A 25,768-nucleotide genomic window follows, 5' to 3' on the forward strand; every position below is an offset into this window, starting at 1 on the left:
CCGCCCTTCCTATCTGACGGCCCATCAGTTTCAATGACGTTGTGGAAGGGAGCGCAGCATGATGGGACATGCCGGCATGGCGGCCACAGCGGTGCGCTATCTGCGTGCGGCCGGCGCCGCGGCCTCGACCCCGGCGACGCCCGGGCCCGCCACGCCCGATACCCCGGAAACGGCCTCCAGGGCGCCCCTGCGGGCCGTGCGCGAGGACGAGCGGGCCCCGGTCGACCGGGGCGAATTCCGGCGCGTGCTGGGCCATTTCGCGAGCGGCGTCACGGTCGTCACGGCGCCCGGCGACGCGGCCGATCCCGCGCCCGCCGGCTTCGCCTGCCAGTCGTTCGCCTCGCTCTCCCTGGACCCGCCGCTGGTGGCCTTCATGGTGGCGCGCACGTCCACGACCTGGCCGGTGATCGCGCGGGCCGGGGTCTTCTGCGTGAACATCCTGGGCGCGGGCCAGGGCGCGCTGTGCCGCGCCTTCGCGGTCAGCGGCACCGACAAGTTCGCCGGGGTACGGCACGTGCCGGCGCCGGTGAGCGGATCCCCGCGGCTGGCGGGCGTGCCGGCCTGGATCGACTGCACCGTCCAGGCCGTCCACACGGGTGGCGACCACCTCGTCGTCGTGGGCCGGGTGGACGCGCTCGGCACGGACGAAGCGGCGGCGGCCGCGGGGCCGTTGCTGTTCCACCGGGGGGCGTTCGGGGAGTTCCGGGAGGTCAGGGGCTGACCTCCCGGAGGTCAGGGGCTGACCTGCGCCTCCGTCCGCCGCCGGATCACCAGTGCCATCAGGACCGCCAGGGCGCACAGCGCTCCGGAGGCGTACCAGACCGGGTCGTACGTGCCGAGCGCGTCCCGGGCGAGGCCCCCGAGGAAGGCGATGAGCGCGGCACCCACTTGGTGGGAGGCCAGCACCCAGCCGAAGACGATCGCGGCGTCGCCCCCGTAGTGCTCGCGGCACAGGGCGATGGTCGGCGGCACGGTCGCGACCCAGTCCAGTCCGTAGAAGACGATGAAGAAGAGCATCGGCGGGTGGACGGCGTCCGAGAGCAGCATCGGCAGGAACATCAGCGAGACGCCGCGCAGCCCGTAGTACGCGGCGAGCAGCCGCCGACTGTCGAAGCGGTCGGTGAACCAGCCGGAGGCGACCGTCCCCAGGATGTCGAAGATCCCGATGACCGCGAGCAGCGAGGCGGCGAGCGTCATCGGCATGCCGTGATCGTGGGCCGCGGGCACGAAATGCGTTTTGACCAGGCCGTTCGTGGTGGCGCCGCAGATCGCGAAGGTACCGGCGAGGAGCCAGAAGGGGCCGGTGCGCGCGGCGTTGGCGAGCGCACCGAGTGCACGCCGGGCGGCGCCTCGTTGCGGAGCGGGGCGCGGTACGAACTCCGTCGCACCGTACGGTGCCACGCCCACGTCCGCGGGGTGGTCGCGCAGCAGCAGCCACACCAACGGGGCGACGGCCACGGCGGTCAGCGCCACGGTGACGGCGGCGGGGCGCCAGCCGTGCCCCTCGACGATCCAGGAGAGCAGCGGGAGGAAGACCAGCTGGCCGGACGCGCCCGCGGCGGTGAGGATGCCGGTGACCAGTCCGCGCCGCTGGACGAACCAGCGCCCGGTGACGGTGGCGGCGAAGGACAGCGCCATGGAGCCGCTGCCCAGTCCGACGAGGACGCCCCAGTAGAGGATCAGCTGCCAGGGGGCGGTCATCACCACGGTGAGCCCGGCGCCGGCCGCGATCACGGCGAGCGCCGCGGCGACGACCCGGCGGATGCCGAACCGGTCCATGAGCGCGGCGGCGAACGGGGCCGTGAGCCCGTACAGCGCGAGGTTGACCGAGACCGCGAATCCGATGGTGCCGCGCGACCAGTTGAAATCCTCGTGCAGCGGCTCGATGAGCAGGCCCGGCAGCGAGGCGAAGCCCGCGGCACCGATGAGGGTGAGGAAGGTGGCCGCGGCGACGGACCAGGCGCGGTGCGGGCGGCGGCCCCCGGTGGGCGGTATCGCCACCGGGACCGCTTCTCGGAGTTCGGGAATCTGCGTCACCCGATCATCTTCGGGCAACGGTCCGCCGCCATCGAGTGGCCAGATGGCCATGGTCCGTCAGGATCGGGCCAGCAGGCTCCGAGAATCAGAAGGGAGGATCAGAAGAGCAGCACCCCCCGTGCCACCCGCCCCCGTTCCGCGTCCACCGCCGCCTTGGCGAAGTCCTCCACCGGGTACGTACGCGTGACCAGCTCGTCCAGGAGCAGCCGTCCCGTGCGGTACAGCTCCGCGTACAGCGCGATGTCCCGCTGCGGCCGCGAGGAGCCGTACCGGCAGCCCAGGATCGCCTTGTCCAGGTACATCGACGACACCAGGAAGGACGCCTCCGTGTCGGCCGGCGGGACGCCGAGCAGGACCGCCTGGCCGTGCCGGTCCAGCAGGTCGACCGCCTGCCGGATCAGCCGGGCGCTGCCCACGCACTCGAAGGCGTGGTCGGCACCGGTGGGCAGGACGGCGCGCACCGCCGCTTCGGTGTCGGCGACCGACGAGGCGTCCACGAAGTGCGTCGCGCCGAACTGCCGCGCCATCGCCTCCTTCGCCGGATTCGCGTCCACCGCGACGATCGTCGACGCGCCCGCGATACGGGCGCCCTGCAGGACGTTCAGCCCGACGCCGCCGGCCCCGATCACCACCACCGACTCGCCGTGGCCGACCCGGGCGCGGTTGAGCACCGCCCCGACGCCCGTCAGCACGCCGCACCCCAGGAGCGCGGCGGAGGCCATCGGGAGGTCGTCCGGGATCTTCACCGCCTGGACGGCCTTGACGACCGTGCGCTCGGCGAAGGCGGAGTTGGAGGCGAAGCTGTACAGCCGCGTGTCGCCGCGCCGGAAGGGCCTGCCCGGCATGCCGATCGCCTTCCGGCACATCGTCGGCCGCCCCCGGTCGCAGTCGGCGCACGCCCCGCAGTTGGCGAGCGTGGACAGCGCGACATGGTCCCCCGGCACCACATGCGAAACCCCTTCCCCCACGGCCTCGACGACCCCGGCGCCCTCGTGCCCCAGCACGACCGGCACCGGAAAGGGAATCGTCCCATCGACCACTGACACATCGCTGTGGCACAGCCCCGCCGCACGGATGCCGACCAGCACCTCGCCCGGCCCCGGAGCGCGTACCTCCAGGTCGGTGACGACCCACGGCGCCTCGCCATCGAAGATCACGCCCCGCACGACGCCCTCCTCCTCGGAGAGCCGTTCCGCGTGGCCCCCCTAGACATTCGGGCGTTCCTTCGCGGCCGCCGCGGCCGCCATCGCCTCCAGCCGGTCCAGCAGCGGCATGGGGTCGGTGCCGACCGTCCCCGGGAGGAAGTCGGCGATCTTCTCGGGGGTCCACGGGCCTTCGGTGTACGCGGCGCGCAGCTCCCGGGGCTGCGCCCAGACCGCGATCTTCGGGCCGGCGACCGTGTACACCTGACCGGTGATCCCCTCGCCCTTGGCGCGCTCGCTCAGCAAGTAGACGACGAGCGCCGCGACGTCCTCGGGTTCGCCGATCTCCTGGAGCTCCATGGGGACGCCCGCGGACATACGGGTGCGCGCGACGGGCGCCACGGCGTTCGCCGTCACGCCGTACTTGTGCAGCCCCAGCGCGGCGCTGCGCACGAGGGAGATGATGCCGCCCTTGGCCGAGGCGTAGTTGGCCTGGGAGACGCTGCCCTGGTGGTTGCCGCTGGTGAAGCCGATGAGGGTGCCGGTGCGCTGCCTGCGCATCACCGCGGCGGCCGCCCGGAAGACCGTGAACGTGCCCTTGAGGTGCGTCGCGACCACCGGGTCCCACTCCGCCTCGGACATGTTGAACAGCATCCGTTCGCGCAGGATGCCCGCCACGCAGACCACGCCGTCGATGCGCCCGTAGCGCGCGAGGGCCGTGTCCACGATGCGCTGCCCGCCGTCCATCGTGGCGACGTCGTCGGCGACCGCGACGGCCTCGCCGCCGGCCGCCTCGATCTCCTTCACCACGGCGGCGGCGACCTCGCTGCCGGGCTCGCTGCCGTCCACGGAGACGCCGTAGTCGTTCACGATCACCTTGGCGCCCTCGGCCGCGGCCGCCAGCGCCACGGCCCGCCCGATGCCGCGGCCCGCCCCCGTGACGGCGACCACCTTGCCGGTCAAGAAGTTCCCCATGCCGCGCCCCTTCCCGCAGTTTCTGACGGTCCGTTAGATTTTTGAGCAGACGCCGTACGAAGACAAGCCCCACGGCCGAATCCCCCGAGGAGGGCGCATGCCACTGGCGCCGGAGTTCCACGAGATCGCCCGACGTGTGAACAACTGGGGGCGGTGGGGGCCGGACGACGAGATCGGCACGCTGAACCTGATCACCCCGGACGTGGTGCGCGCCGCCGTCGCCACCGTCCGCAGCGGCCTGCGCATCCCGCTCGCGCTGCCGCTCCGACAGGACGGCGTGCAGACCGGCGCCATACCGGGGCGGGTCAACCCGCTGCACACGATGGTCGCGGTCAACCACGAGATGTTCGGCCCGGACACGGTCGCGACCAGTGACGACGTGGTGACCATGGGCCTGCAGGCGGCCACCCACTGGGACGGCCTCACACACGTCTCGCACTCGGGGAAGCTCTACAACGGCCGTCCGGCCACCGCCGTCACCGCCCACGCGGGCGCCACCGCGCTCGGCATCGAGAAGGCCCCTCCCGTCCTGTCACGCGGCGTGCTGCTGGACGTGGCGCGCGTACGGGACGGCGGCGGCGACCGGCCGCTGGACGGCGCGCACGCCGTCACCCCGGAGGACCTGGAGGCCGCGGAGGAGCTGGCCGGCACGGCCGTACGCGCCGGTGACGTCGTCCTCGTACGCACCGGGCAGCTGCGGCGCTATCTGGCGGGCGACAGGCAGGGGTACGCGTTCCCCTCACCCGGGCTGTCGATCCGTACTCCGGAGTGGTTCCGCGACCGGGACGTCGCCGCGGTCGCCAATGACACCCTGACCTTCGAGATCTTCCCGCCGGAGATCGCGGACCTGTGGATGCCCGTGCACGCGCTGCACCTCGTGGAGATGGGGCTGCTGCAGGGTCAGAACTGGAACCTGGAGGAGCTGTCGGCGGCCTGCGCCGCCGAGGGGCGCTACGCCTTCCTGCTCTCGGCGGTGGCGGAGCCGTTCGTCGGCGGCTCCGGGGCGCCGGTCGCCCCCGTAGCGGTGCTCTAGGGGGCTTCCGCGGCGGCGCCACAGTAGGGCCGGCCCGGCCAAGGTGGCGGTGCGCTCATGCGCACCCCGAGCGCGGCACCGCGGACCGCCACCCGGCTCCGGGCGCGACCCGCACTCGCCAAGGGGCGTCTCCCCCGTACCCTCGGCGTCCCCTCACGGCGAATCGCTGCCCCAAGAGTGATCAAGGTGCCACGTCACGTCAACACCTGGTCTGGACTTTTTCCGTTACATCCTGTTTGTGACGGCACACGGCTGCTCGTACGCCCCCAATGCGCCCGGTTCGGCCCCCGCGGCCATCAGCAGTGACCGGCCGCGGTCCACCTCGCACCAGATGCGCTTGCCCGGGCCCTCGGGCTGCCAGCCCCAGCGGTCGGCCAGCCCGTCGACCAGCTCCAGACCGCGGCCGTTGGTGTCGTCACCCTCCGCACGGCGCGGCCGCGGCGGGCGTGCGCTGCCGTCCACGACCTCCAGCCGCACCGTCCCCACCACGGGGCCCGCACCGGAGAAGCGCAGCCGCAGCTCGGCGTGCGAGCCCGCGTGCACCACGGCGTTGGTGACGAGCTCGGAGACCAGCAGGATCAGCGTCTCCGCCAGCGGCTCGTCGGCCCCTATGCCGGACCCGGCCAGCCGCGACCGGGCCCACCTGCGGGCCCGCCCCACCTCAGCGGGGTCGGGCCGCACCTCCAACTGCACCTGAAGCACCTGCACCGCTCACACCATCCGAACCGGCGGAAACATCGCCTCGCGCCTCCACGGGATCACGGTGCGTGATCCCGGCGAAGCACAGCATGGTTGACGTTCAGTCACCCCAACAAGCGCTTCAGGCATATTCCAGCGGAAGGGAGTATGCGTGCTGCATACTGTGCGACGCGCAGTGCGGGGAGTCGAACGCGGGGGTTTCGCGGGCCCCCGCCCGGTGCGAGCGGTACGCATCCCGGACCCCGGAGGTGCCTCGCAGGCAGCGCCGGGGTGGTTGCGCCTCAGAACCACTCGCACCCGAGCGAGCGTACCCGAGCGCCGCGCCGACTCCCCCGCGTAACGAGTCACGCGAAGGACACAACCCGATATCGACGCAGCGTGACCGCTCATCCGTGCGGAGTCCGACATTCCGCTCAACGGCCGTCACACAGCGATATGACCGTCGGCCAACGCTGCCGCCAGCGCCTCTTCGCCCGCAGCCGCCGACTGCCAGCTCTCCGCGCGCAGCCAGGCCCGCTTCAGGAGGAGGTGCACGTCCGCCTCCCAGGTGAATCCCATGCCGCCGTGCACCTGAAGGCAGTCGCGGGCGTTGCGTACGGCGGCCTCGTCGGCCAGCAGCTTCGCACCGGACACCTCGGCCGGATCTTCGGTGACAGAGGCCGCATAGACGGCACTTCGGGCGAGCTCCACCCGCACCAGCATCTGCGCGCACAGGTGCTTGACCGCCTGGAAGGAGCCGATCGGGGCCCCGAACTGCTCCCGCTGCCGCGCGTACGCCACCGCCGCCTCGACCGCGTGCGCGGCGCCGCCCAGCTGCTGCGCGGCGGTCAGCAGCACGGCCTCACGGCGCAGGCGGGGGACGTCCGCCGCGTACGGCGCACCGGAGAGGGCACCGGACGGCGCATCGAGGAGCCGGGCGAGCGGGGTCAGCGGGTCCACCGAGCGCACCGGAGCCGTCCGCAAGCCTTCGGGCGCGCACCGGTACGCGGCGTGCTCCGCCACCACGATGACCTCATCACAGTCGGACGGATGTTCCCAGAGCGCGGGGACCGCCGCCGCGTCGCACAGCCCCGCGACCCGCTCGCCGGCCGCCACCCCGTCCACCGCGCCCGCCAGCAGCACCCCGGCCACCAGAGGCCCCGGCAGCAGCGCACGCCCGGCCTCCTCCAGCACCAGCACCGCTTCCGGCAGCCCGAGCCCCGCGCCGCCGTCCGCCTCGGGCAGCAGCAGCGAGAAGAAGCCCGCGTCCGCCAGCTCGCGCCACAGCGCGCGGTCCAGTACGGGCCCGTCGCCCGCCGCCTCGTAGGCGTCCACCGCAGCCCGCAAACGCTCCCTGGGGAAGCGCCCGGACAGCAGTTCGCGCACGCCCGCGCGCAGCGCCCGTTGGTCGTCGGAGAGGTGGAAGTCCACGGTCAGCGCCCCTTCGGGAGGCCGAGGAGCCGCTCGGCCACGATGTTCCGCTGGATCTGGGAGGTACCGGCCGCGATCGTGTACGAGAGGGCCGAGAGCCGGTCGGCGATCCACTCCCGGTCCGCGTCCAGCGATCCGGCGCCCAGTACCTCGGCCGCCGCGTCGTACAGCTCCTGCCGGGCGTGCGAATACCGCAGCTTGAAGACCGAGCCGCCGAGCCCGGGCACGCCGCCGCCGTGCTGGGCCTCGCTGACGTTCCACTGCGTGAGCCGCCACAGCGCGGCGAACTCCGCGGCCAGCCGCCCCAGCCTGCGCCGCAGCACCGCGTCGTCCCAGCGGCCGTTCTGCCGCGCGGCGCGGGCCAGTTCGGCCAGCACCCGGCGGCAGGCCACCACCTCGCCCACGAAGGCGGTGCCGCGCTCGAAGGAGAGCGTCACCATCGTCACCCGCCAGCCGTCGTGCTCGGCCCCGACGCGGTTCGCCACCGGCACCCGTACCTCATCGAGGAAGACCTCGGCGAACTCGGCGGTCCCCGTGAGCGTGCGCAGCGGCCGTACGGTGACGCCGGGCGCGTCCATGGGCATCGCGAGCCAGCTGATACCCCTGTGCCGCGGCGCCTCGGGGTCGGTGCGCACCAGCAGCTCGCACCAGTCGGCGACCTCGGCGTGCGAGGTCCAGATCTTGCTGCCGCTGACCACGTAGGCGTCGCCGTCCCGCACCGCCCTCGTACGCAGCGCCGCCAGGTCCGAGCCGGCGTCCGGCTCGCTGAAGCCCTGGCACCAGACCTCCTCACCGCGCAGGATCGGCGGCAGCCAGCGGGCACGCTGCTCGGCGGTGCCCTCGGCGGCGATGGTGGGGCCGGCGTGCAGCAGGCCGACGAAGTTCGCGCCGACGTAGGGGGCGCCCGCCTTCTCCGTCTCCTCCAGGAAGATGAGCCGTGTGGTCGGCGAGGCGTCCCAGTGCACGTGCCCGTACCCGGCGTCGTACAGCAGCCGCTGCCAGGCCGTGTCGTAGGCCCTGCGGCCGGGCCAGTCGGTGGCGGCGGGCCGGGCGGGGAGTTTCGGCAGCACCTCGCGCAGCCACGCGCGCAGCCGCCCGCGGAAGTCCTCCTCCTCCGCCGTGTACGCGAGGTCCACTACGCGGCCCGGTCCTTGTCGAGGTCCAGGCCCAGCATGCGGATGGCGTTGCCGCGCATCAGCTTGTGGATCGTCTCGTCGTCGAGGCCCTTGACGTGGTCGAGGGCGACCTCCTTGGTGTGCGGGAAGGTCGAGTCGACGTGCGGGTAGTCGGTCTCGAAGGTGGCGTTGTCGCGGCCGACGACGTCGATCGAGGCGACGCCGTGCTTGTCGCGGAAGAAGCAGCAGAAGATCTGCCGGTAGTAGTACGTGGACGGCGGCTCCGGGATCAGATCCCTGACCCCGCCCCACGCGCGGTGCTCCTCCCACACGTCGTCGGCGCGCTCGAGGGCGTACGGAATCCAGCCCATCTGACCTTCGCTGTACGCGAGTTTGAGCCGCGGGTACTTCACGAGGACGCCGGAGAACAGGAAGTCCATCATCGACGCCATCGCGTTGTTGAAGCTGAGCGAGGCCTGTACGGCGGGCGGCGCGTCGGGCGAGGCGGCGGGCATCTGCGACGACGACCCGATGTGCATGTTGACCACCGTCCCCGTCTCCTGGCACGCCGCGAAGAACGGGTCCCAGTACCCGGAGTGGATCGACGGCAGGCCCAGGTGCGTCGGGATCTCGGAGAAGGTCACGGCCCGGACGCCGCGCGCCGCGTTGCGGTGGATCTCGGCGACGGCGAGGTCGATGTCCCACAGCGGGATGATGCACAGCGGGATCAGCCGGCCGCCGCTGTCGCCGCACCACTCCTCGACCATCCAGTCGTTGTACGCCCGCACGCACGCCAGCGCGACCTCCTTGTCGTGCGCCTCCGCAAAGGTCTGGCCGCAGAACCGGGGGAAGGTCGGGAAGCAGAGGGACGCCTCGACGTGGTTGAGGTCCATGTCCTTCAGGCGCTCGGCCGGGTCCCAGCAGCCGGGGCGCATCTGCGCGCGGGTGATGCCCTCCAGCGTCATGTCGTCGCGGTCGAAGCCGACGGCGGCGATGTTGCGCTTGTACGGGAACGTGAGGTCCTCGTAGATCCACCAGTCGGTGGGCGGGCCGTCCGGGTCCATGGTGATGACGTACTTGCCGCCCACGTACGCCAGCTCGCCGATGCCGGCGGTCAGCGGCCTGGGCCCGCGATCCCGGTACTTCGCCGGCAGCCAGGTCTCGAAGAGGTGCGCGGGCTCGATCACGTGGTCGTCGACGCTGATGATGCGCGGTAGCTCCATCGGACTCCCCTGATTCCCCTCGGTCGGGTTCGCCTCGCCCGGGCACGGCTCCGGTCCAGCCGTATCTGATGGCCCGTCAGATGCAGGCTAGCCCTCGCCCTCTGAACCGACAAGGCATGGGCCCCTACGCTGCCGTTCGCATCTGATGCAGCGTCAGTTCTGGTGAGCGATCGGAGGGCGGATGGCGGTCGGAGAGACCCTGTGGGGCCTGGTCGAGGAGCGGGCCGGGCGCAGTCCCGACGCGACCGCCCTCATCCAGGCGGGCGAGACCGCCGCCGACGACCGCGCCCTCACCTTCGGCGCGCTGCGCGCCCGCGCGGAACGGGTCGCGGCCGGGCTGCACGCGCGGGGCGTGCGCGCCGGTACCCGGGTCGTCTGGCAGCTGCCGACCCGCATCGAAACGGTCCTGATCGGCCTCGCCCTGGCCCGGCTCGGCGCGGTCCAGAGCCCGGTCGTGCCGCTCTACCGCGACCACGAGGTCGCGCACGTACTGCACCGCACCGCGGCGGAGTTCTTCCTCGTACCGGGCACCTGGCGCGGCTTCGACCACACCGCCATGGCCCGCCGGACCGCCGCCCGGCTCCCCGGCCCGCTCACGGTCCTCGACGCGTACGCCACGCTCCCCGACGGCGACCCGGCCGGGCTGCCGCCGCCGCCCGCCGGCCCCGGGGAGACCCGCTGGATCTACTGGACCTCGGGCACCACCGCGGGCCCCAAGGGCGTCCTGCACTGCGACCGCGCGCTGCTCACCGCCGGCACCGACCTCGGGCGCGCGCTGCGCGTGCACGCGCGCGACGTGGGCTCGATGGCGTTCCCGTACGCGCATGTCGCGGGCCCCGATTACACCGTCATGCTGCTGCGGCACGGCATCCCGGCCGTCCTCTTCGAACACTTCGCGCTGCCCGAAGCGCTGGGCGCGTACCGCCGGCACCGCGTCACCATCGCGGGCGGCTCCACCGCCTTCTACCAGCTCTTCCTTGCCGAACAGCGGCGCCGGGCCGACCCCGGGCCGCTGCTCCCCGACCTGCGCCTGTTGGCGGGCGGCGGCGCGCCCAAACCTCCCGGGCTGTACTACGAGGTGGTCCGCGAGCTGGGCTGCGCCCTCACCCACGGGTACGCGCTGACCGAGGCCCCGATGGTCACCATGGGCGACCCGCTGGACGGCGACGCGGACCTGGCCACGGCCGACGGCCGCCCGCCGGCCGGCATGGAGATCCGCATCGGCGCGGACGGGGAGATACGGCTGCGCGGCCCCGCCGTGTGCCAGGGGTACCTCGGCGAGCCGGACCCGTTCGACGCCGACGGGTTCCTGCCCACCGGGGACCTCGGGCGCCTCACCCCCGAGGGGCGCCTCGTCGTCACCGGGCGGCTGAAGGACATCATCATCCGTAAGGGCGAGAACGTCTCGGCCCAGGAGATCGAGGACCTGCTCCACCTGCATCCAGACCTCGGGGACGCCGCGGTCATCGGGCTTCCGGACGCCGAGCGCGGGGAACTGGTGTGCGCGGTGGTGGAACTGCGGGACGGCGCGCTCCCGGTGACACCGGAGGCGCTGGGCGCATGGCTACGAGGGCGCGGGCTGGCGCCGCACAAGGTGCCCGAACGGGTGGAGGTCGTGGACGCGCTGCCTCGGGGCGCGACGCTGCGCAAGGTGCTCAAGGGCGAGCTGCGCGCCCGGTTCGCGCCCGGCTCTCAGGGGCGGAAGGACGTCGACGCCTGCTCGTAGAAGCGGTCCACGTCGGCCCGATCGCGGTCCGGGCCGATGACCAGGACGAGGTGGTAGCGGCCGCCGTCCAGGAGCGCCATGTTGCGCGCGTACGTCGCGGAGGCGCTGTCCTCGCCCCAGGTGAAGGTGCCCTCCGCCATGACCGTACGGCCGACATCGGTGCGCCGCAGCCCCGAGGACGAGGTCCAGTTCGCGTCGCGGAACGGCGCCAGCTCCGCCTCCTTGTCCTGCTGGTACGCCATCGGGTCGGAGCCGAACCGCTTCGCGGTGTCCCGGCCCGGCACCACCAGCAGCGTGAACGCGCCCCTGGTGTAGCGCACCTGGCCCTCGGCGTTCTTGCCGTGCCGCTGCCAGCCCTCGTGCACGGCGATCCGGAAGCCCTCGGGGTCGTCGCGCATCTCGAAGCCGTCGGCCAGGCCGTCCGGTGCGGTGGTCCGGGGGCGGGTGCTGGTCGGCTCCGCGCCGTCCGGCTGCGACTGCGCCGGGTCGGGCGCGGGCGCGCCGGTCTCGGTACCGCTGGGGACGCTGCTCCGCGCGTTCCCCGAGTCGTCCGGGTCGGTGCCGTTCCCGGGCAGGAACGCCACGGCGACCAGCACCGCGCCGACGACCAGCAGCAGCACGAGGCCGAGCAGCAGCATGCCGAGCCGGCGCGGGCCGCCGCGGGACGTCCGGTCGCGGCTCGGCCGCGGCTCGTGCTGCCGCACGCGGTCACGGCCGCGGTCACGGACGCCTCCGCGGTCGCGGACGCCGTCGTGGGCGCGCGGTGGCGGTGCGGGGCGCTCGGCGGGCGGCGGCGGTGCGGGACGGGCCGTGGGCGCCGCGGGCCCGTGCGGGCGCTCCCGGCCCGGGCGCGGCTTCTTGTGCCGGCCGCGCCGCACGAGCTCGCCGCGCCGGCGCACGATCGGCAGCCTGCGCGGATCACTGCCCAGTTCCAGGGCCGGTACGGTCACGACCGCGCGGCCGGCCTCCGGCTCCGGTGCCGCGCGCACCAGGGAGCGCAGCCAGCCGCGCAGCTCCTCGAAGTCGGGCCGTTCGGTGGGGTCCTGGCGCAGCAGCGACTCCACTACCGGGCGCAGCGCGCCGCACTCCTCCGCGTGCGCGGGCGGGCGGGCGCACACCAGCTGGACCAGTTCGGCGGCGCTCTCCTCGGCGTACGGGGCGTGTCCCTGCACGCTGCGGAAGAGCAGGGCGCCGAGCGCCCAGAGGTCGGCGGCCGGGCCGACGGGCGGCGCGAGCTGCCAGTTCGCGTGGACGGGGCCGGCCTGTTCGGGCGCCCAGCGCTCGGTGACCGCGCCGACCATCGTGATCCGCGCCTGGCGCGCCCGCTCGGCCGCCAGCGCGTTGCCCTGTGCCACGCCGGGGTACACGCCGGTGTCCGGCCCTCCCTGCACGCCGGCCGCCGCACCGGCGCGCGGCGCGGGCAGCCCCACGGGGCGGCTCTGCGGGCCGGTCGGGAGCGCGTTCGTACCGCCCTGCGGCCTGCGTACGGGGCCCGGCAGCCCGCCTCCGTACGTGGCACTGCCCGGTGCGGCGGGCTGCCCCTGCGGCGGGCCGGGGCGGCCCGGTACGCCGGGAGGCCCCGGCGGCAAGGCGGAACGGTTCCCCGGACCGGCCGTGCGCGCCGCCGCGGCCCTGGCACCGGCCCGGTACGCGGCGATCGCCCCGGCCCGCGCCCGCCGCGGATCGTCCTCGGCCGCAGCAGCCTCCGAAGACGCACGCGCTCCGGGCGGCCCCGCCTCCGCAGGCGTACGCGGCCCCGCCTCCGCAGGCGCGCGCTCCCCAGCCGCCCCCGCCCCCGAAGGCGTACGCGCCCCAGGCACCCCAGAAGAGCCACCGTGCACGGCCCCACCAGGTACAGCACCACCCCGCACAGCCCCACCACCCAAAGCCCCCGGCGCGCCCCCGCTCCCCGCGCGCCACTCCCGTACCACGCCCGCGCGGACCGCTCCCGGGGGCGGCTCCGCCTCGCGGGGTACCGGGTCGTAGCCGCACAGCGCCTCCTCCGCGGCGCCGGCGGCCAGGCCGGTGAGGACGACGCGGCCGTCGTCGCAGACCAGGACCGTGCGCGGGGTGATGTTGCGATGCGTCCAGCCGTGCGCGTGCAGGGCGCGCAGGGCGGTGAGGATGTCGGCGGCGATCTCCGCCGCGCGGTGCGGGGTCAGCGTGCGGTCGGCGAGCAGCGCCGACAGCGGCCGGGCGGGGATCAGTTCGCTGACGATCCACAGGCTGCCGTCCTGCGCGAAGACGTCGAAAACCTGGTCGAGCCGGGGATGGTCCGGGACGCGCGCGGCGGCCGTCGCGGCCTCCAGGGCGCGCCGCACCACGGGATCGGACGGATCGCGGTCGGCCCGCGAGCCCCCGCCGGAGCCCGGACCGGCATCCGTACGCCGCCCGCGGCCACCGCCCCCCGCACCGCCGTACTCCCGGCCGGACCCGGCCCCCGTGTCGTACTCGTCGACCAGCTCCGCGTCCACGACGTCCGGGAGCGGCACCTGACGGACCAGCACTTCCTGGCTGCTGTAGGTGTCCAGCACGCGGGTCAGGACCGGCTCGGGCGCGTCCGGCGGCGGCACAGGAAGGCGGTAGCGCTCGGCGAGCACTCGCCCCGCGTACTCGTCCACGACGCCTCCCCAGTGCGCGCGATGCCCGCGGCCTACCCCTGGACCGTCCTTACCCCCCGGCACAGCGGTCCGTGGTCGGTTCCAGTCGCAATACTGCCGAAATGCGGCCGCGTACGGTCTATGTGGGGCCACGATACGTGTCCCGGGTCCGCCTGGGGACCGCTCGGCGCAACAGCGCTCACCCGCCCCGGCGGCTTTCTGCCACCGGAGCGGGCGGAATGATCAGTCCCTCATACGGACGCGGGGGACGGCAGTTACGCGCGTGCCGGGATCAGCCCGCTGATCCGTGGGCCACCGGCTCTCCCCCGTAGGCCACCGGCCCTCACTCCGTAGGCCGTCGGCGCTCCCCCGGAGGCCCTCAGCCCTTCACCTGGAAGGTGCGGAACGCGGTCTCCCGGAGCTGTCGGCACTCCTTGTCCGACCAGCTCCCCGCCTTGCAGCTGATCATGATCGCGTAGCCGTGGCCACCGTCCACCTTGAAGCCACGGTTCAGTACGCGCACCTTCTGGCCGTGCTGCTCACGGGTGAACGACCAGTCGGCGACGGTCGGGAAGTCCCGCCAGTCGGCCTTCTTGATGCCGATGAGGTGGTAGCCCGCACTGCTGCCGCGCACCGCGGGCTCCAGGCCGCGCCAGGCCGCGGCGGCGTCGTCGGTCGGCTTGGCGTTGAAGTCGACCTGAATGCGCGGGAAGCCCCCGGACGCGCTGTAGATGCCGCCCGAGCTCTGCCCCGCCGTGCCGGTCTGCTTCCAGCCCTTCGGCATCGCCATCGTGAAGTGGAACCGGCCGTTGGAGACCTTCTCGAAGCCGTCCGGGAGGGCGCCGTTCTTGTCGCTGCCCTTGTCGCCGCCCTTGTCGTCGCTCTTCCCGTCGTCGCCCGCGTCGTCCTTCGCGGGCGTCCCGCTCGCCTGCTCGGCCGGCGCCCCGCTGCTGGCCTGCGGGCTCGCCTTGCGCTCGCCCTGCGGCTCGTCGGACGCGGGGGCCGCGTCGGTGCTCCGCTTGCCCTGGGCCGTGCCCTTGCCCGCGGTGTCGTCCCCGGCGCTCAGCGCGAAGGCCAGCACCGTACCGATGACCGCGAGGACGGCGACCACCGCGACGATCACGAGCGTGCGCTTCGGTACGACGTCGGTCAGCGAGGCCCGGGACGCGCCCGACGTCGGCCGGCCGGACGCCGGCGTGCCGCCCGGCTTCGGCGCGGAGCGGGCGGCCGAGGCGGCCGCCGCGGCGCTGCGTACGGACTTCAGGGCGCCGCGCATCCGCTCCCTGGCCGGCTCGGCGGCCGCGCCGGCGGTGGCGGCGGTGGGTCTTGGCGGTGCCGGAGGCTTCGGCGGCAGCGCCATCATGCGCGTGGCCTCGACGGGCTTCTCCGGCGGCTTGGCGCCGGTGTCCTCGGGCGCGTTGACGGCGGCCGTCAGCAGCGCACGGGCGGCCTCGTCGCTCAGCCGCCCCGCGGGGTCCTTCACCAGCAGCCCGTAGATGACCTCTTCGAGGCCACCGGCGTTCTTCGGCGGGTCCACCGGCTCGGTCATCACCGCGGTGAGGGTGGCGATCGCGGAACCCTTGTCGTACGGGGGAACCCCCTCGACGCAGGCGTACAGCAGGCCGCCCAGCGACCACAGGTCGGACGGCGGGCCGGGCTTCTGGCCGCGGGCGCGCTCCGGCGCGATGTACGAAGGCGCGCCGACGAGCATGCCCGTGGAGGTGACCGAGGGGTCGCCCTCGACCTGGGCGATGCCGAAGTCCGTGAGCACCACCCGGCCGTCGTCGGCGATCAGGACGTTGGACGGCTTCACGTCGCGGTGCAGGATGCCCTCGCGGTGCGCGGCGCGCAGCACGTCCAGGACGGCGAGGCCGACCTCGGCGGCGCGGCGCGGAGTGAGCGCGCCGTCGTCGCGGATCACCTCGGCGAGCGAGCGGCCCTCGACCAGTTCCATGACGATCCACGGGCGGTCGTCCTCGTCGACCACGTCGTAGACCGTGACCGCGCCGTTGTTGCGGATCCTGGCGATCGCCTTCGCCTCGCGCAGCGTACGGGTGATCAGGCGGCGCTTCTCGTCCTCCTCGACCCCGCCCGGGAAGCGCAGTTCCTTGACCGCGACCGTGCGGCCCAGGACCTCGTCCCGTGCCCGCCAGACCGTGCCCATCCCGCCCCGGCCGAGGACATCGCCCAGCCGGTAACGGCCCGCGAGCAGCCTGCCCGTCTCGCCGTCCTTGGCGTCCTCGTCGCCCACTGAATCCCCTCTGCAATCCAGCCGAGTTGGCAACCGCAACACCAAAATACCCCAACTCGGACAACCCACCCTGGCAGAGCCTTCATTCTCCCTCATCCGCGGCGGTGGGGAAGGCCCGGGGCCAGGAGGAGTACGCGCTGGGCACCCGTCATGATGGGCCCGACTACCGGGAGTCCCGATTGACCTTGCGATCCGTGAATTTTAGCCGTGCGGCGGCGCTGGCGGCGGCCCTTGGCGTGCTCCTCACGGCCGGATGCGCCGGCAACGACCGCGCTCCGGCGCACTTCGCGGCGACGGATGCGCCCGGCGCGCGCCGCCCCGCCACAGGCTCGCCGGACCCCGGTACGGGCTCGCCGCCGCCCACGCCCCGTACGCCGCGCCCCGATGCGCGCCCCCCGTCACCCGGTAGGCACGCGCCGTCCCGTACCCCGAGTGCGACGCGTACATCCAGCACACCGAAGGGCCCGGCGCACGCGCCGAAGCCCGCGACCGCCCGGGCGGTTCGCGCGCTGGCGGACGGGGAGGCGCCGGGCGCGGCGGCGCTGACGACCCGTGACGGTCAGGTGTACGCCTCGCGGTTCACCGCAGCGGGCGTGGCCGACCTGCGGACGGACCGGCCCATCACACCCGCCGACCACTTCCGCGCGGGCAGCCTCACCAAGACCTTCATCGCCACGGTCGTGCTGCAGCTGACCGCCGAGCACCGGCTCTCCCTGGACGACACCGTCGGCGCGCTGCTGCCGGCCCTCGTCCCCGGCCGTACGGACCCGCGCGAGGTCACCGTCCGCGAACTGCTGGACCACACCAGCGGCCTGTACAACTACACCGCCGACCCGGAGCTGTCGCGGGAGCTGCACGGCGCCGGCTTCACCGCGCACCGCTACGACACCTACACCCCGGCGGAGCTGGTGCGGACGGCGCTCGCCCATCCGCCGGAGGCCGCCCCCGGCGCCCGGTACGCGTACTCCAACACCAACTACCTCGTACTGGGGCAGATCATCGAGGCGGTGACCGGGCACTCGTACGCCGAGGAGGCCGGGCGCCGGATCATCGCGCCACTGGGGCTGTCGGATACGTCCTTCCCCGGGACCGATCCGCGGCTGCCGCGGCCGTACGGGCGCGGGTACTCGCAGGTGGGCGCGGAGCGGGTGGACAGTACGACGCTCGACCCCAGCCGGGCGGGCGCGGCGGGCGAGCTGGTCACCACGCTCGGCGACCTGAACCGTTTCTTCGCGGCGCTGCTCGGCGGCCGGCTGCTGCCGCCCCGTCAGCTCGCCCAGATGCGGGACGAAAAGGACACGAACGGCGTGTACGGGCTGGGCCTCTACGGGACCCGGCTGCCGTGCGGCGTCACGGTATGGGGCCACGACGGCGACATCAACGGCTCGTACGCGCAGACCGCGGCCACCGAGGACGGCCGGCACGTGCTGACGCTGCGGATGAACACGGACCGGCCGGACGCGCCCCGCCGGATACGCGCCCTGCTGACGGCGGAGTTCTGCCCGCGGGCGTGACGCCGGACGGACCGGCGCCACGCCACGCCCGGCGCCACGCCACGCCCGGCGCCACGCCATGCCCGGCGCCGCGCCGCGCCCGCTAGCGCGACACGATGTCCGGCGCGCCCAGCCGGGCCGCGTCCGCCGTCAGGTCGTCCGGCTGCCGCTGGGACTCCCGCTCGGCCTCGACCCGCTTCTCGTAGTGCTCGATCTCCCGGTCGATCTGGTCCTGGTCCCAGCCCAGCGCGGGCGCCATCAGCTCGGCGACCTCGCGGGCGCTGCGGGTGCCCCGGTCGAAGGTCTCGATGGAGATCCGGGTGCGCCGGGTCAGCACGTCGTCCAGGTGGCGGGCGCCCTCGTGGGTGCAGGCGTAGACGACCTCGGCGCGGAGGTAGTCGTCGGCGGCGGCCAGCGGCGCGCCGAGTGACGGGTCGTCGGTGATCAGCTCCAGTACCTCCTCCGCCATCGAGCCGTAGCGGTTCAGCAGATGCTCTATACGGGCGACGTGCAGGCCGGTGCGCGCCGCGATGTGCGCCCGCGCGTTCCACAGCGCCTTGTAGCCCTCCGCGCCCACCAGCGGCACGTCCTCGGTCACGCAGTCCGCGACCCGCTGGTCCAGCCCGTGCACCGCCTCGTCCACCGCGTCCTTGGCCATGACCCGGTACGTCGTGTACTTGCCGCCCGCGACCACGACCAGGCCCGGCACCGGGTGCGCGACCGTGTGCTCGCGCGACAGCTTGCTCGTCGCGTCCGACTCGCCCGCCAGCAGCGGCCGCAGCCCCGCGTACACACCTTCCACGTCGTCCCTGGTCAGCGGGGTGGAGAGGACGGAGTTGACGTGTTCGAGGAGGTAGTCGATGTCGGCGCTGGAGGCGGCGGGGTGCGCCTTGTCCAGGTCCCAGTCGGTGTCGGTGGTGCCGATGATCCAGTGCCGTCCCCAGGGGATGACGAACAGCACGCTCTTCTCCGTGCGCAGGATCAGCCCGGTGGTGGAGTGGATGCGGTCCTTCGGTACGACCAGATGGATGCCCTTGGAGGCGCGGACGTGGAACTGGCCGCGCTCGTTGATCAGGCCCTGGGTGTCGTCGGTCCACACGCCCGTGGCGTTGACGATCTGCCGGGCGCGCACCTCGTACTCGCCGCCGGCCTCCACGTCCTGCACGCGGGCGCCGACCACCCGCTCGCCCTCACGCAGGAAGCCGACGACCCGGGCCCGGTTGGCCGTGAGCGCCCCGTAGGCGGCGGCGGTGCGCACGATGGTGGCGACGTACCGCGCGTCGTCCATCTGGGCGTCGTAGTACTGCAGGGCGCCGACCAGCGCGTCCTTCTTCAGGCAGGGCGCGACACGCAGCGCGCGCGAACGGGTGAGATGCCGGTGGGCGGGCAGCCCGCGGCCGTGCCCGGAGGAGAGCGACATCGCGTCGTACATCGCCACGCCCGTGCCGGCGTACCAGCGCTCCCAGCCCTTGTGCTGGAGGGGATAGAGGAAGGGCACCGGCTTCACCAGATGCGGCGCGATCCGCTCCAGCAGCAGCCCGCGTTCCTTCAGCGCCTCCCGTACGAGCGCGAAGTCCAGCATCTCCAGATAGCGCAGCCCTCCGTGGATCAGCTTGCTGGAGCGTGATGACGTGCCCGATGCCCAGTCCCGCGCCTCGACCAGGCCCGTGGACAGTCCGCGCGTCACCGCGTCCAGTGCGGTGCCGGCGCCGACGACGCCGCCGCCGATGACCAGCACGTCCAGCTCGCGTTCCGCCATCTGTGCCAGTGCTCCGGCGCGCTCGGCCGGTCCCAGTGTCGCTGTCCTCACCACTGCCTCCCGCTTCGGTCGGTGCTGTGATCGGTGCCACACCCCGTTGTTGATTCTGTCCGGAGGTGGCCGGGCCAGCCACCCTCCGCACACTTACCGGTCGGGAAGGCGCCACTCCGCACCCTTGATCCACCAATCCCCATTCTGGGTCAAATGTCGGCTTAGTCTACTTATGCGCTACCTGGAATCGCTCGGGAAGGACGGCCAGAATGCCCGCAGACCTCGCCGTCATCGGACTCGGCCACATCGGCCTCCCCCTCGCCCAGGCCGCCGTCGCCGCCGGCCTCGGCACCCTCGGCTACGCCCCCGCACCGCACACCGCCGCCGGCCTCGGCGCCGACGGCCCGCTCTCCCCCACCGAAGTGCGCCGGCTGCTCACCGCCGGCTTCCGCACCACCACCGACCCGGCCGCGCTCGGCCGGGTCCGTACGGCGGTCATCTGCGCCCCCACCCCGCTCGGCGAGGACCGCGCCCTGGACCTGCGCGCGGTGGCCGACGCCGCCCGCACCCTCGCCGCACATCTGCGCCCCCACACCACGGTGATCCTGGAGTCCACGGGGTACCCCGGGACCACCGAGGAATTCCTCCGGCCACTCCTGGAAGCGGGCTCCGGCCTTATCGCGGGACGCGACTTCCACCTCGCCTGCTCCCCCGCCCGCTACGACCCCGGCAACCGCCGCTACGGCCACGCCAACACCCCCAAGGTCATCGGCGGCCTCACCCCCGCCTGCACCGAAGCCGCCGCCGCCTTCTACGGCCGGCTCACCGACAAGGTCGTCCGCGCCCGCGGCCCCAAGGAGGCCGAGACCGCCGGGCTGCTGGAGACCAACTACCGGCACGTCAACATCGCCCTGATGAACGAGATGGCCGTCCTCTGCCACGACATCGGCGTGGACCTCTGGGACGTCATCCGCTGCGCCGAGACCAAGCCCTTCGGCTTCCAGGCGTTCCGCCCCGGCCCCGGCGTCGGCGGCCACGCCGCCCCCATCGACCCCAATTGCCTCGCCCACAAGGGCCGCACCCCCGGCTACCCGCTCCGCATGGTCGAGCTCGCCCAGGAGGTCAACGGCCGGATGCCCCGGTACGTCATCCAGCGCTGCGCCACCCTCCTGAACGAGCACGGCAAATCGGCCCGCGGCGCGCGCGTACTGCTGCTCGGGGTGACGTACAAGCCGGACATCGGCGACGAGGAGGGCTCACCGGCCCGCGAGATCGCCTCCCGCCTCCTGGAGCTGGGCGCCCACCTGACGTACCACGATCCGTACGTCCCCCAGTGGCAGGTGCTGGGCCGCCCGGTCCCGCGCGCGGACTCGCTGTACGAGGCCGCCTCCGCCGCCGACCTCACGCTGCTCCTGCAGCACCACCGCACGTACGACCTCCAGGGCCTGGCCGTGAAGGCCCAGCTGCTGCTGGACACGCGCGGGGCGACGCCTACGGGGGCGGCGCACCGGCTGTGAACGCGAAGGGGCCCTGCCGCGCCGGCAGGGCCCCTTACGCGCGAAGAACCGCGGATCAGGCGCGGACCGTCACCTCGACCCGCTGGAACTCCTTCAGGTCGGAGTAGCCGGTCGTGGCCATCGCGCGGCGCAGCGCGCCGAAGAAGTTCATCGAACCGTCCGTGGTGTGCGACGGGCCGTGCAGCACCTCCTCGGTCGTGCCGACCGTGCCGAGGTCCATGCGCTTGCCACGCGGCACGTCCTCGTGGACGGCCTCCATGCCCCAGTGGTGGCCGCGGCCGGGCGCGTCGGTGGCGCGGGCCAGCGGGGAGCCCATCATCACGGCGTCCGCGCCGCAGGCGATGGCCTTGGGCAGGTCGCCGGACCAGCCCACGCCGCCGTCGGCGATGACGTGGACGTACCGGCCGCCGGACTCGTCCATGTAGTCGCGGCGCGCGGCCGCGACGTCCGCGACGGCGGTGGCCATCGGGACCTGGATGCCCAGGACGTTACGGGTGGTGTGCGCGGCGCCGCCGCCGAAGCCCACCAGCACGCCGGCCGCGCCGGTACGCATCAGGTGCAGGGCCGCGGTGTAGGTCGCGCAGCCGCCGACGATGACCGGGACGTCGAGCTCGTAGATGAACTGCTTGAGGTTCAGCGGCTCGGCGGCGGAGGAGACGTGCTCGGCGGAGACGGTGGTGCCGCGGATCACGAAGATGTCCACGCCCGCGTCCACGACGGCCTTGGAGAACTGGGCCGTGCGCTGCGGGGAGAGCGCGGCGGCGGTGACCACGCCGGAGTCGCGCACCTCCTTGATGCGCTGGCCGATCAGCTCTTCCTTGATCGGGGCCGCGTAGATCTCCTGCAGGCGGCGGGTCGCGGTGGCCTCGTCCAGCTCGGCGATCTCCGCGAGCAGCGGCTCCGGGTCCTCGTACCGGGTCCACAGGCCCTCGAGGTTGAGCACGCCCAGGCCGCCCAGCTCGCCGATGCGGATGGCGGTCTGCGGCGAGACGACGGAGTCCATCGGGGCGGCCAGGAACGGCAGCTCGAAGCGGTAGGCGTCGATCTGCCAGGCGATCGAGACCTCCTTCGGGTCGCGGGTCCGCCGACTCGGTACGACGGCGATGTCGTCGAAGGCGTACGCCCGGCGGCCGCGCTTGCCGCGCCCGATCTCGATCTCAGTCACTATGTGGCCTTTCGCTTACTTCGCGGCTTCGTCTGCCGTTTCCAGTATCCCCGACATGCCGCAGCCCGCGGACGTGTGGTCCGCGGGCTCCTGCACAGGCTGTGTACTGCCTGGTCAGCGGGCGTTGTAGTTCGGCGCCTCGACCGTCATCTGAATGTCGTGCGGGTGGCTCTCCTTCAGGCCCGCCGAGGTGATCCGGACGAACCGGCCCCGCTCCTGCAGCTCCGGGACCGTCCGGCCGCCGACGTAGAACATCGACTGGCGCAGGCCGCCGGCGAGCTGGTGGACGACCGAGGAGAGCGGGCCGCGGTAGGGCACCTGGCCCTCGATGCCCTCGGGCACCAGCTTCTCGTCGGAGGCGACACCCTCCTGGAAGTACCGGTCTTTGGAGAAGGACTTGCGGTCGCCGCGGGTCTGCATCGCGCCCAGCGAACCCATGCCGCGGTACGACTTGAACTGCTTGCCGTTGATGAACATCAGCTCACCCGGCGACTCCTCGCAGCCGGCGAGGAGGGAGCCGAGCATGACCGTGTCGGCGCCCGCGACCAGGGCCTTCGCGATGTCACCGGAGTACTGCAGGCCACCGTCGCCGATGACCGGGACGCCGGCCGCCTTCGCGGCGAGCGACGCCTCGTAGATCGCGGTGACCTGCGGGACGCCGATGCCGGCGACGACGCGGGTGGTGCAGATCGAGCCGGGGCCGACGCCGACCTTGATGCCGTCCACGCCGGCGTCGATGAGCGCCTGGGCGCCGTCGCGGGTGGCGATGTTGCCGCCGACGACGTCGACGGAGGAGTTCGACTTGATCTTGGCGACCATGTCGCCGACCAGCCGGGAGTGGCCGTGCGCGGTGTCCACCACGATGAAGTCCACGCCGGCCTCGATCAGCGCCTGGGCCCGCTCGTACGCGTCGCCCGCCACGCCGACGGCCGCGCCGACCAGCAGCCGGCCCTCGGAGTCCTTGGCGGCGTTCGGGTACTGCTCGGCCTTGACGAAGTCCTTGACCGTGATCAGGCCCTTGAGGACGCCCGAGTCGTCGACCAGCGGCAGCTTCTCGATCTTGTGGCGGCGCAGCAGCTCCATGGCGTCCACGCCAGAGATCCCGACCTTGCCCGTGACCAGCGGCATCGGCGTCATGACGGCGCGCACCTGACGGCTGCGGTCGGTCTCGAAGGCCATGTCGCGGTTGGTGACGATGCCGAGCAGCTTGCCCGCCGCGTCGGTCACCGGGACGCCGCTGATACGGAAGCGCGCGCACAGGTCGTCGGCCTCGGCCAGGGTCGCGTCCGGGTGCACCGTGATCGGGTCGGTGACCATGCCGGACTCGGAGCGCTTGACCAGGTCGACCTGGTTGGCCTGCTCCTCGATGGAGAGGTTGCGGTGCAGCACACCGACGCCGCCCTGGCGGGCCATCGCGATGGCCATCCGGGCCTCGGTCACCTTGTCCATCGCCGCGGACAGCAGCGGGACGTTCACCCGGACATTCTTCGAGATGTACGAGGAGGTGTCGATCTGGTCGGGCGCCATGTCCGAGGAGCCCGGCAGCAGCAGCACATCGTCGTAGGTCAGCCCGAGTGTCGCGAATTTTCCGGGCACTCCGTCGACGTTGGTCATGACACCTTCCCAATGGCCTTGATCAGTGCGGATGTCCATGCTAACGGGAATGGCCGGTGTCTCATTCCACGAGCAAGATCACCCGTATTTTTTGTGCGTTCACACGGGCGGCGCCGCCCGGACGTCAGCAGGGCGCGGCAGCCCGCCCCCTCCGCTTCCGGAGGGGGCGTGACTACTGCTCGGCGAGCGCCCGCAGCCGGCTGAGCGCGCGGTGCTGCGCGACCCGCACGGCCCCCGGCGACATCCCCAGCATCTGCCCGGTCTCCTCCGCCGTCAGCCCGACCGCGACCCGCAGCAGCACCAGCTCCCGTTGGTTCTCCGGCAGGCTGGCCAGCAGCTTCTTGGCCCACTCCGCGTCACTGCTGAGCAGCGCCCGCTCCTCGGGGCCGAGTGAGTTGTCCGGCTGCTCCGGCATCTCGTCCGAGGGCACGGCCGTGCTGCCGGGGCCGCGCATCGCGGCCCGCTGCAGGTCGGCGACCTTGTGGCCGGCGATGGCGAAGACGAACGCCTCGAACGGCTTGCCGGTGTCCCGGTAACGCGGCAGCGCGCAGAGCACCGCCACGCAGACCTCCTGTGCGAGGTCCTCGACGAAGTGGCGAGCATCACCCGGCAGCCGCGACAGCCGCGTACGGCAGTAGCGCAGTGCGAGCGGGTGCACGTGTGCGAGGAGGTCGTGCGTGGCCTGCCGGTCCCCCTCGACGGCACGTGCGACGAGCCCGCCGATCTCCTGGGTCCCGTCCTCGCGCATCGGTCCATGGTGCCTTGGTGCCGCGCGGTTCGCGGCATCGCCCCCGTAGTTGTGCACCGAAGTGTTATGCGTCGGTGTGCCTGCACTCACGTCCCACGCCTCCCCCTTTCGGGTGTTGCCCATGCCGGACCCGAGACGTCGCCCATGGCGTTCTTCGGCGCCGTAGGGCACCGGGCAGGGCATGTCCGTCATGAGGTCTCTTCTGGCCGAGTGAGAAGCCCCGGCCCTGGAGCCGGGGAGGAGTCACACCTCAAGCATGCGGCATAGCGTGAGGTTTCGGCGCCGGACGGCGGCACAACGGGGCCGTGGCACGCGCCACCCCGTCGGGAGGGCGCGCGCCGCGGCCCCGCTGTGCCCTAGGGGGCTCAGCGGACCAGGCCCCAGCGGAAGCCGAGCGCGACCGCGTGTGCGCGGTCGGAGGCGCCGAGCTTCTTGAAGAGGCGCCGGGCGTGCGTCTTGACCGTGTCCTCGGAGAGGAAGAGCTCGCGGCCGATCTCGGCGTTCGACCGGCCGTGGCTCATGCCTTCGAGCACCTGGATCTCACGCGCGGTGAGCGTCGGGGCTGCACCCATCTCGGCGGACCGCAGCCGGCGCGGGGCGAGGCGCCAGGTCGGGTCGGCGAGCGCCTGGGTGACCGTCGCGCGCAGCTCGGCGCGCGAGGCGTCCTTGTGCAGATAGCCGCGGGCGCCGGCGGCGACGGCGAGTGCCACGCCGTCGAGGTCCTCGGCGACGGTGAGCATGATGATCCGGGCGCCCGGGTCGGCGGACAGCAGCCGGCGCACGGTCTCGACGCCGCCGAGGCCGGGCATCCGTACGTCCATCAGAATCAGGTCCGAGCGATCGGCACCCCAGCGGCGGAGGACTTCCTCGCCGTTGGCCGCGGTCGTCACGCGCTCGACGCCGGGGACGGTCGCAACCGCCCGACGGAGCGCCTCTCGGGCAAGCGGGGAGTCGTCGCAGACGAGGACGGAAGTCATGGCCGTCCTCCGCAGCTGATGCGCGTCACGTTGTGCCTCCAGGCTGGTACGTATCGTCACCTGTGCGATTGACGGCCTCGGACACCTGCCCGGGGAGTCCCTCTGTCAACCGCTTCCGCACTCTCAACGACGGTCACCCGAAAGAGTTACGGGCTGAGGAGCCGTTTTCGACACTCTATGTGAGGGGCCGGACACGCAGCATCAAGACCCGCGCCCCCTGCCGCACCACTTCCCGTAACGGGGGCGGTATGCCCTGTTTGGTGGCTTTTCTTCCGTTTGCTAGTTATCTGGGG

The 25,768-nt window shown here is 73.1% G+C and carries 19 protein-coding genes; 5 read left to right on the forward strand and 14 right to left on the reverse strand.

Annotation, left to right across the window (positions count from 1 at the left end):
- Positions 1–61 precede the first annotated feature (61 nt).
- Complete coding sequence (locus tag ACZ4MH_RS16375; protein WP_351598104.1) at positions 62–721, forward strand: flavin reductase family protein; 660 nt, start codon at positions 62–64, stop codon at positions 719–721.
- Between the two features lie 11 nt (positions 722–732).
- Here the strand turns inward: ACZ4MH_RS16375 and ACZ4MH_RS16380 are convergent, their stop codons facing one another.
- The 3 genes from ACZ4MH_RS16380 to ACZ4MH_RS16390 all read right to left on the reverse strand — a co-directional run bounded on the left by ACZ4MH_RS16380 (position 733) and on the right by ACZ4MH_RS16390 (position 4,154).
- Positions 733–2,037, reverse strand: a complete 1,305-nt coding sequence (locus ACZ4MH_RS16380) for an MFS transporter (protein WP_351598077.1) — start codon at positions 2,035–2,037, stop codon at positions 733–735.
- Positions 2,038–2,135: 98 nt separating this feature from the next.
- Positions 2,136–3,203, reverse strand: coding sequence for a Zn-dependent alcohol dehydrogenase (locus ACZ4MH_RS16385; protein ID WP_351598080.1), 1,068 nt, complete (start codon positions 3,201–3,203; stop codon positions 2,136–2,138).
- 39 nt (positions 3,204–3,242) lie between these two features.
- Positions 3,243–4,154, reverse strand: coding sequence for an SDR family NAD(P)-dependent oxidoreductase (locus ACZ4MH_RS16390; RefSeq protein WP_351598083.1), 912 nt, complete (start codon positions 4,152–4,154; stop codon positions 3,243–3,245).
- A gap of 97 nt (positions 4,155–4,251) precedes the next feature.
- Between ACZ4MH_RS16390 and ACZ4MH_RS16395 the strand changes: the two genes are divergently transcribed.
- A complete protein-coding gene (locus ACZ4MH_RS16395) occupies positions 4,252–5,187 on the forward strand; it encodes a cyclase family protein (RefSeq protein ID WP_351598086.1) in 936 nt (311 codons plus the stop codon).
- Positions 5,188–5,412: 225 nt separating this feature from the next.
- On the opposite strand, the gene ACZ4MH_RS16400 is transcribed toward ACZ4MH_RS16395, so the two are convergent.
- The 4 genes from ACZ4MH_RS16400 to ACZ4MH_RS16415 all read right to left on the reverse strand — a co-directional run bounded on the left by ACZ4MH_RS16400 (position 5,413) and on the right by ACZ4MH_RS16415 (position 9,634).
- Positions 5,413–5,895 (reverse strand): ATP-binding protein, encoded by a 483-nt coding sequence (locus ACZ4MH_RS16400; protein WP_351598089.1) that lies wholly within the window; start codon positions 5,893–5,895, stop codon positions 5,413–5,415.
- A gap of 414 nt (positions 5,896–6,309) precedes the next feature.
- A complete protein-coding gene (locus ACZ4MH_RS16405) occupies positions 6,310–7,296 on the reverse strand; it encodes an acyl-CoA dehydrogenase family protein (RefSeq protein WP_351598092.1) in 987 nt (328 codons plus the stop codon).
- A 2-nt stretch (positions 7,297–7,298) separates the two neighbouring features.
- On the reverse strand, positions 7,299–8,432 hold the full coding sequence (locus ACZ4MH_RS16410; protein ID WP_351598095.1) for an acyl-CoA dehydrogenase family protein: 1,134 nt from the start codon (positions 8,430–8,432) through the stop codon (positions 7,299–7,301).
- Entirely contained in the window at positions 8,432–9,634 is a 1,203-nt protein-coding gene (locus tag ACZ4MH_RS16415; RefSeq protein WP_351598098.1) for an amidohydrolase family protein, read from the reverse strand. The genes ACZ4MH_RS16410 and ACZ4MH_RS16415 overlap by 1 nt, the downstream gene beginning before the upstream one ends.
- A 181-nt stretch (positions 9,635–9,815) precedes the next feature.
- Between ACZ4MH_RS16415 and ACZ4MH_RS16420 the strand changes: the two genes are divergently transcribed.
- Complete coding sequence (locus tag ACZ4MH_RS16420) at positions 9,816–11,360, forward strand: class I adenylate-forming enzyme family protein (RefSeq protein ID WP_351598101.1); 1,545 nt, start codon at positions 9,816–9,818, stop codon at positions 11,358–11,360.
- On the opposite strand, the gene ACZ4MH_RS16425 is transcribed toward ACZ4MH_RS16420, so the two are convergent.
- Positions 11,327–13,981 carry a protein kinase gene (locus ACZ4MH_RS16425; RefSeq protein ID WP_467754542.1) on the reverse strand — a complete coding sequence of 885 codons (2,655 nt, stop codon included), beginning with the start codon at positions 13,979–13,981 and terminating at the stop codon, positions 11,327–11,329. The genes ACZ4MH_RS16420 and ACZ4MH_RS16425 overlap by 34 nt on opposite strands.
- A 358-nt stretch (positions 13,982–14,339) precedes the next feature.
- Positions 14,340–16,211 (reverse strand): serine/threonine-protein kinase, encoded by a 1,872-nt coding sequence (locus ACZ4MH_RS16430; protein ID WP_351598967.1) that lies wholly within the window; start codon positions 16,209–16,211, stop codon positions 14,340–14,342.
- A gap of 194 nt (positions 16,212–16,405) precedes the next feature.
- On the opposite strand from ACZ4MH_RS16430, the gene ACZ4MH_RS16435 reads away from it, so the two are divergent.
- Positions 16,406–17,725 carry a serine hydrolase domain-containing protein gene (locus ACZ4MH_RS16435; protein WP_351598969.1) on the forward strand — a complete coding sequence of 440 codons (1,320 nt, stop codon included), beginning with the start codon at positions 16,406–16,408 and terminating at the stop codon, positions 17,723–17,725.
- A gap of 82 nt (positions 17,726–17,807) precedes the next feature.
- Here the strand turns inward: ACZ4MH_RS16435 and ACZ4MH_RS16440 are convergent, their stop codons facing one another.
- Positions 17,808–19,514, reverse strand: a complete 1,707-nt coding sequence (locus ACZ4MH_RS16440; protein ID WP_351598971.1) for a glycerol-3-phosphate dehydrogenase/oxidase — start codon at positions 19,512–19,514, stop codon at positions 17,808–17,810.
- Positions 19,515–19,723: 209 nt separating this feature from the next.
- On the opposite strand from ACZ4MH_RS16440, the gene ACZ4MH_RS16445 reads away from it, so the two are divergent.
- Positions 19,724–20,971, forward strand: coding sequence for a nucleotide sugar dehydrogenase (locus ACZ4MH_RS16445; RefSeq protein ID WP_351598973.1), 1,248 nt, complete (start codon positions 19,724–19,726; stop codon positions 20,969–20,971).
- A gap of 55 nt (positions 20,972–21,026) precedes the next feature.
- On the opposite strand, the gene ACZ4MH_RS16450 is transcribed toward ACZ4MH_RS16445, so the two are convergent.
- From ACZ4MH_RS16450 to ACZ4MH_RS16465, 4 genes are all read right to left on the reverse strand, one after another.
- On the reverse strand, positions 21,027–22,136 hold the full coding sequence (locus ACZ4MH_RS16450) for a GuaB3 family IMP dehydrogenase-related protein (protein ID WP_030262970.1): 1,110 nt from the start codon (positions 22,134–22,136) through the stop codon (positions 21,027–21,029).
- A 114-nt stretch (positions 22,137–22,250) separates the two neighbouring features.
- The gene (gene guaB / locus ACZ4MH_RS16455) at positions 22,251–23,750 is read right to left on the reverse strand and encodes an IMP dehydrogenase (protein WP_351598976.1); all 1,500 of its coding nucleotides are present in this window, start codon (positions 23,748–23,750) and stop codon (positions 22,251–22,253) included.
- Positions 23,751–23,922: 172 nt separating this feature from the next.
- A complete protein-coding gene (locus tag ACZ4MH_RS16460; RefSeq protein ID WP_351598978.1) occupies positions 23,923–24,498 on the reverse strand; it encodes a sigma-70 family RNA polymerase sigma factor in 576 nt (191 codons plus the stop codon).
- Positions 24,499–24,863: 365 nt separating this feature from the next.
- Positions 24,864–25,475, reverse strand: a complete 612-nt coding sequence (locus ACZ4MH_RS16465; RefSeq protein ID WP_003948568.1) for a response regulator transcription factor — start codon at positions 25,473–25,475, stop codon at positions 24,864–24,866.
- Positions 25,476–25,768 lie beyond the last annotated feature (293 nt).

The sequence above is a fragment of the Streptomyces sp. NPDC026301 genome (assembly GCF_055567935.1).

What these genes read in the sequence shown, in the direction of transcription:
- ACZ4MH_RS16375 (WP_351598104.1), top strand. Translation starts at nt 62, where the DNA reads ATGGGACATGCCGGCATGGCGGCCACAGCGGTGCGCTATCTGCGTGCG.
- ACZ4MH_RS16390 (WP_351598083.1), bottom strand. Translation starts at nt 4,154, where the DNA reads ATGGGGAACTTCTTGACCGGCAAGGTGGTCGCCGTCACGGGGGCGGGC.
- ACZ4MH_RS16395 (WP_351598086.1), top strand. Translation starts at nt 4,252, where the DNA reads ATGCCACTGGCGCCGGAGTTCCACGAGATCGCCCGACGTGTGAACAAC.
- ACZ4MH_RS16415 (WP_351598098.1), bottom strand. Translation starts at nt 9,634, where the DNA reads ATGGAGCTACCGCGCATCATCAGCGTCGACGACCACGTGATCGAGCCC.
- ACZ4MH_RS16420 (WP_351598101.1), top strand. Translation starts at nt 9,816, where the DNA reads ATGGCGGTCGGAGAGACCCTGTGGGGCCTGGTCGAGGAGCGGGCCGGG.
- ACZ4MH_RS16445 (WP_351598973.1), top strand. Translation starts at nt 19,724, where the DNA reads ATGCCCGCAGACCTCGCCGTCATCGGACTCGGCCACATCGGCCTCCCC.
- guaB (WP_351598976.1), bottom strand. Translation starts at nt 23,750, where the DNA reads ATGACCAACGTCGACGGAGTGCCCGGAAAATTCGCGACACTCGGGCTG.
- ACZ4MH_RS16460 (WP_351598978.1), bottom strand. Translation starts at nt 24,498, where the DNA reads ATGCGCGAGGACGGGACCCAGGAGATCGGCGGGCTCGTCGCACGTGCC.
- ACZ4MH_RS16465 (WP_003948568.1), bottom strand. Translation starts at nt 25,475, where the DNA reads ATGACTTCCGTCCTCGTCTGCGACGACTCCCCGCTTGCCCGAGAGGCG.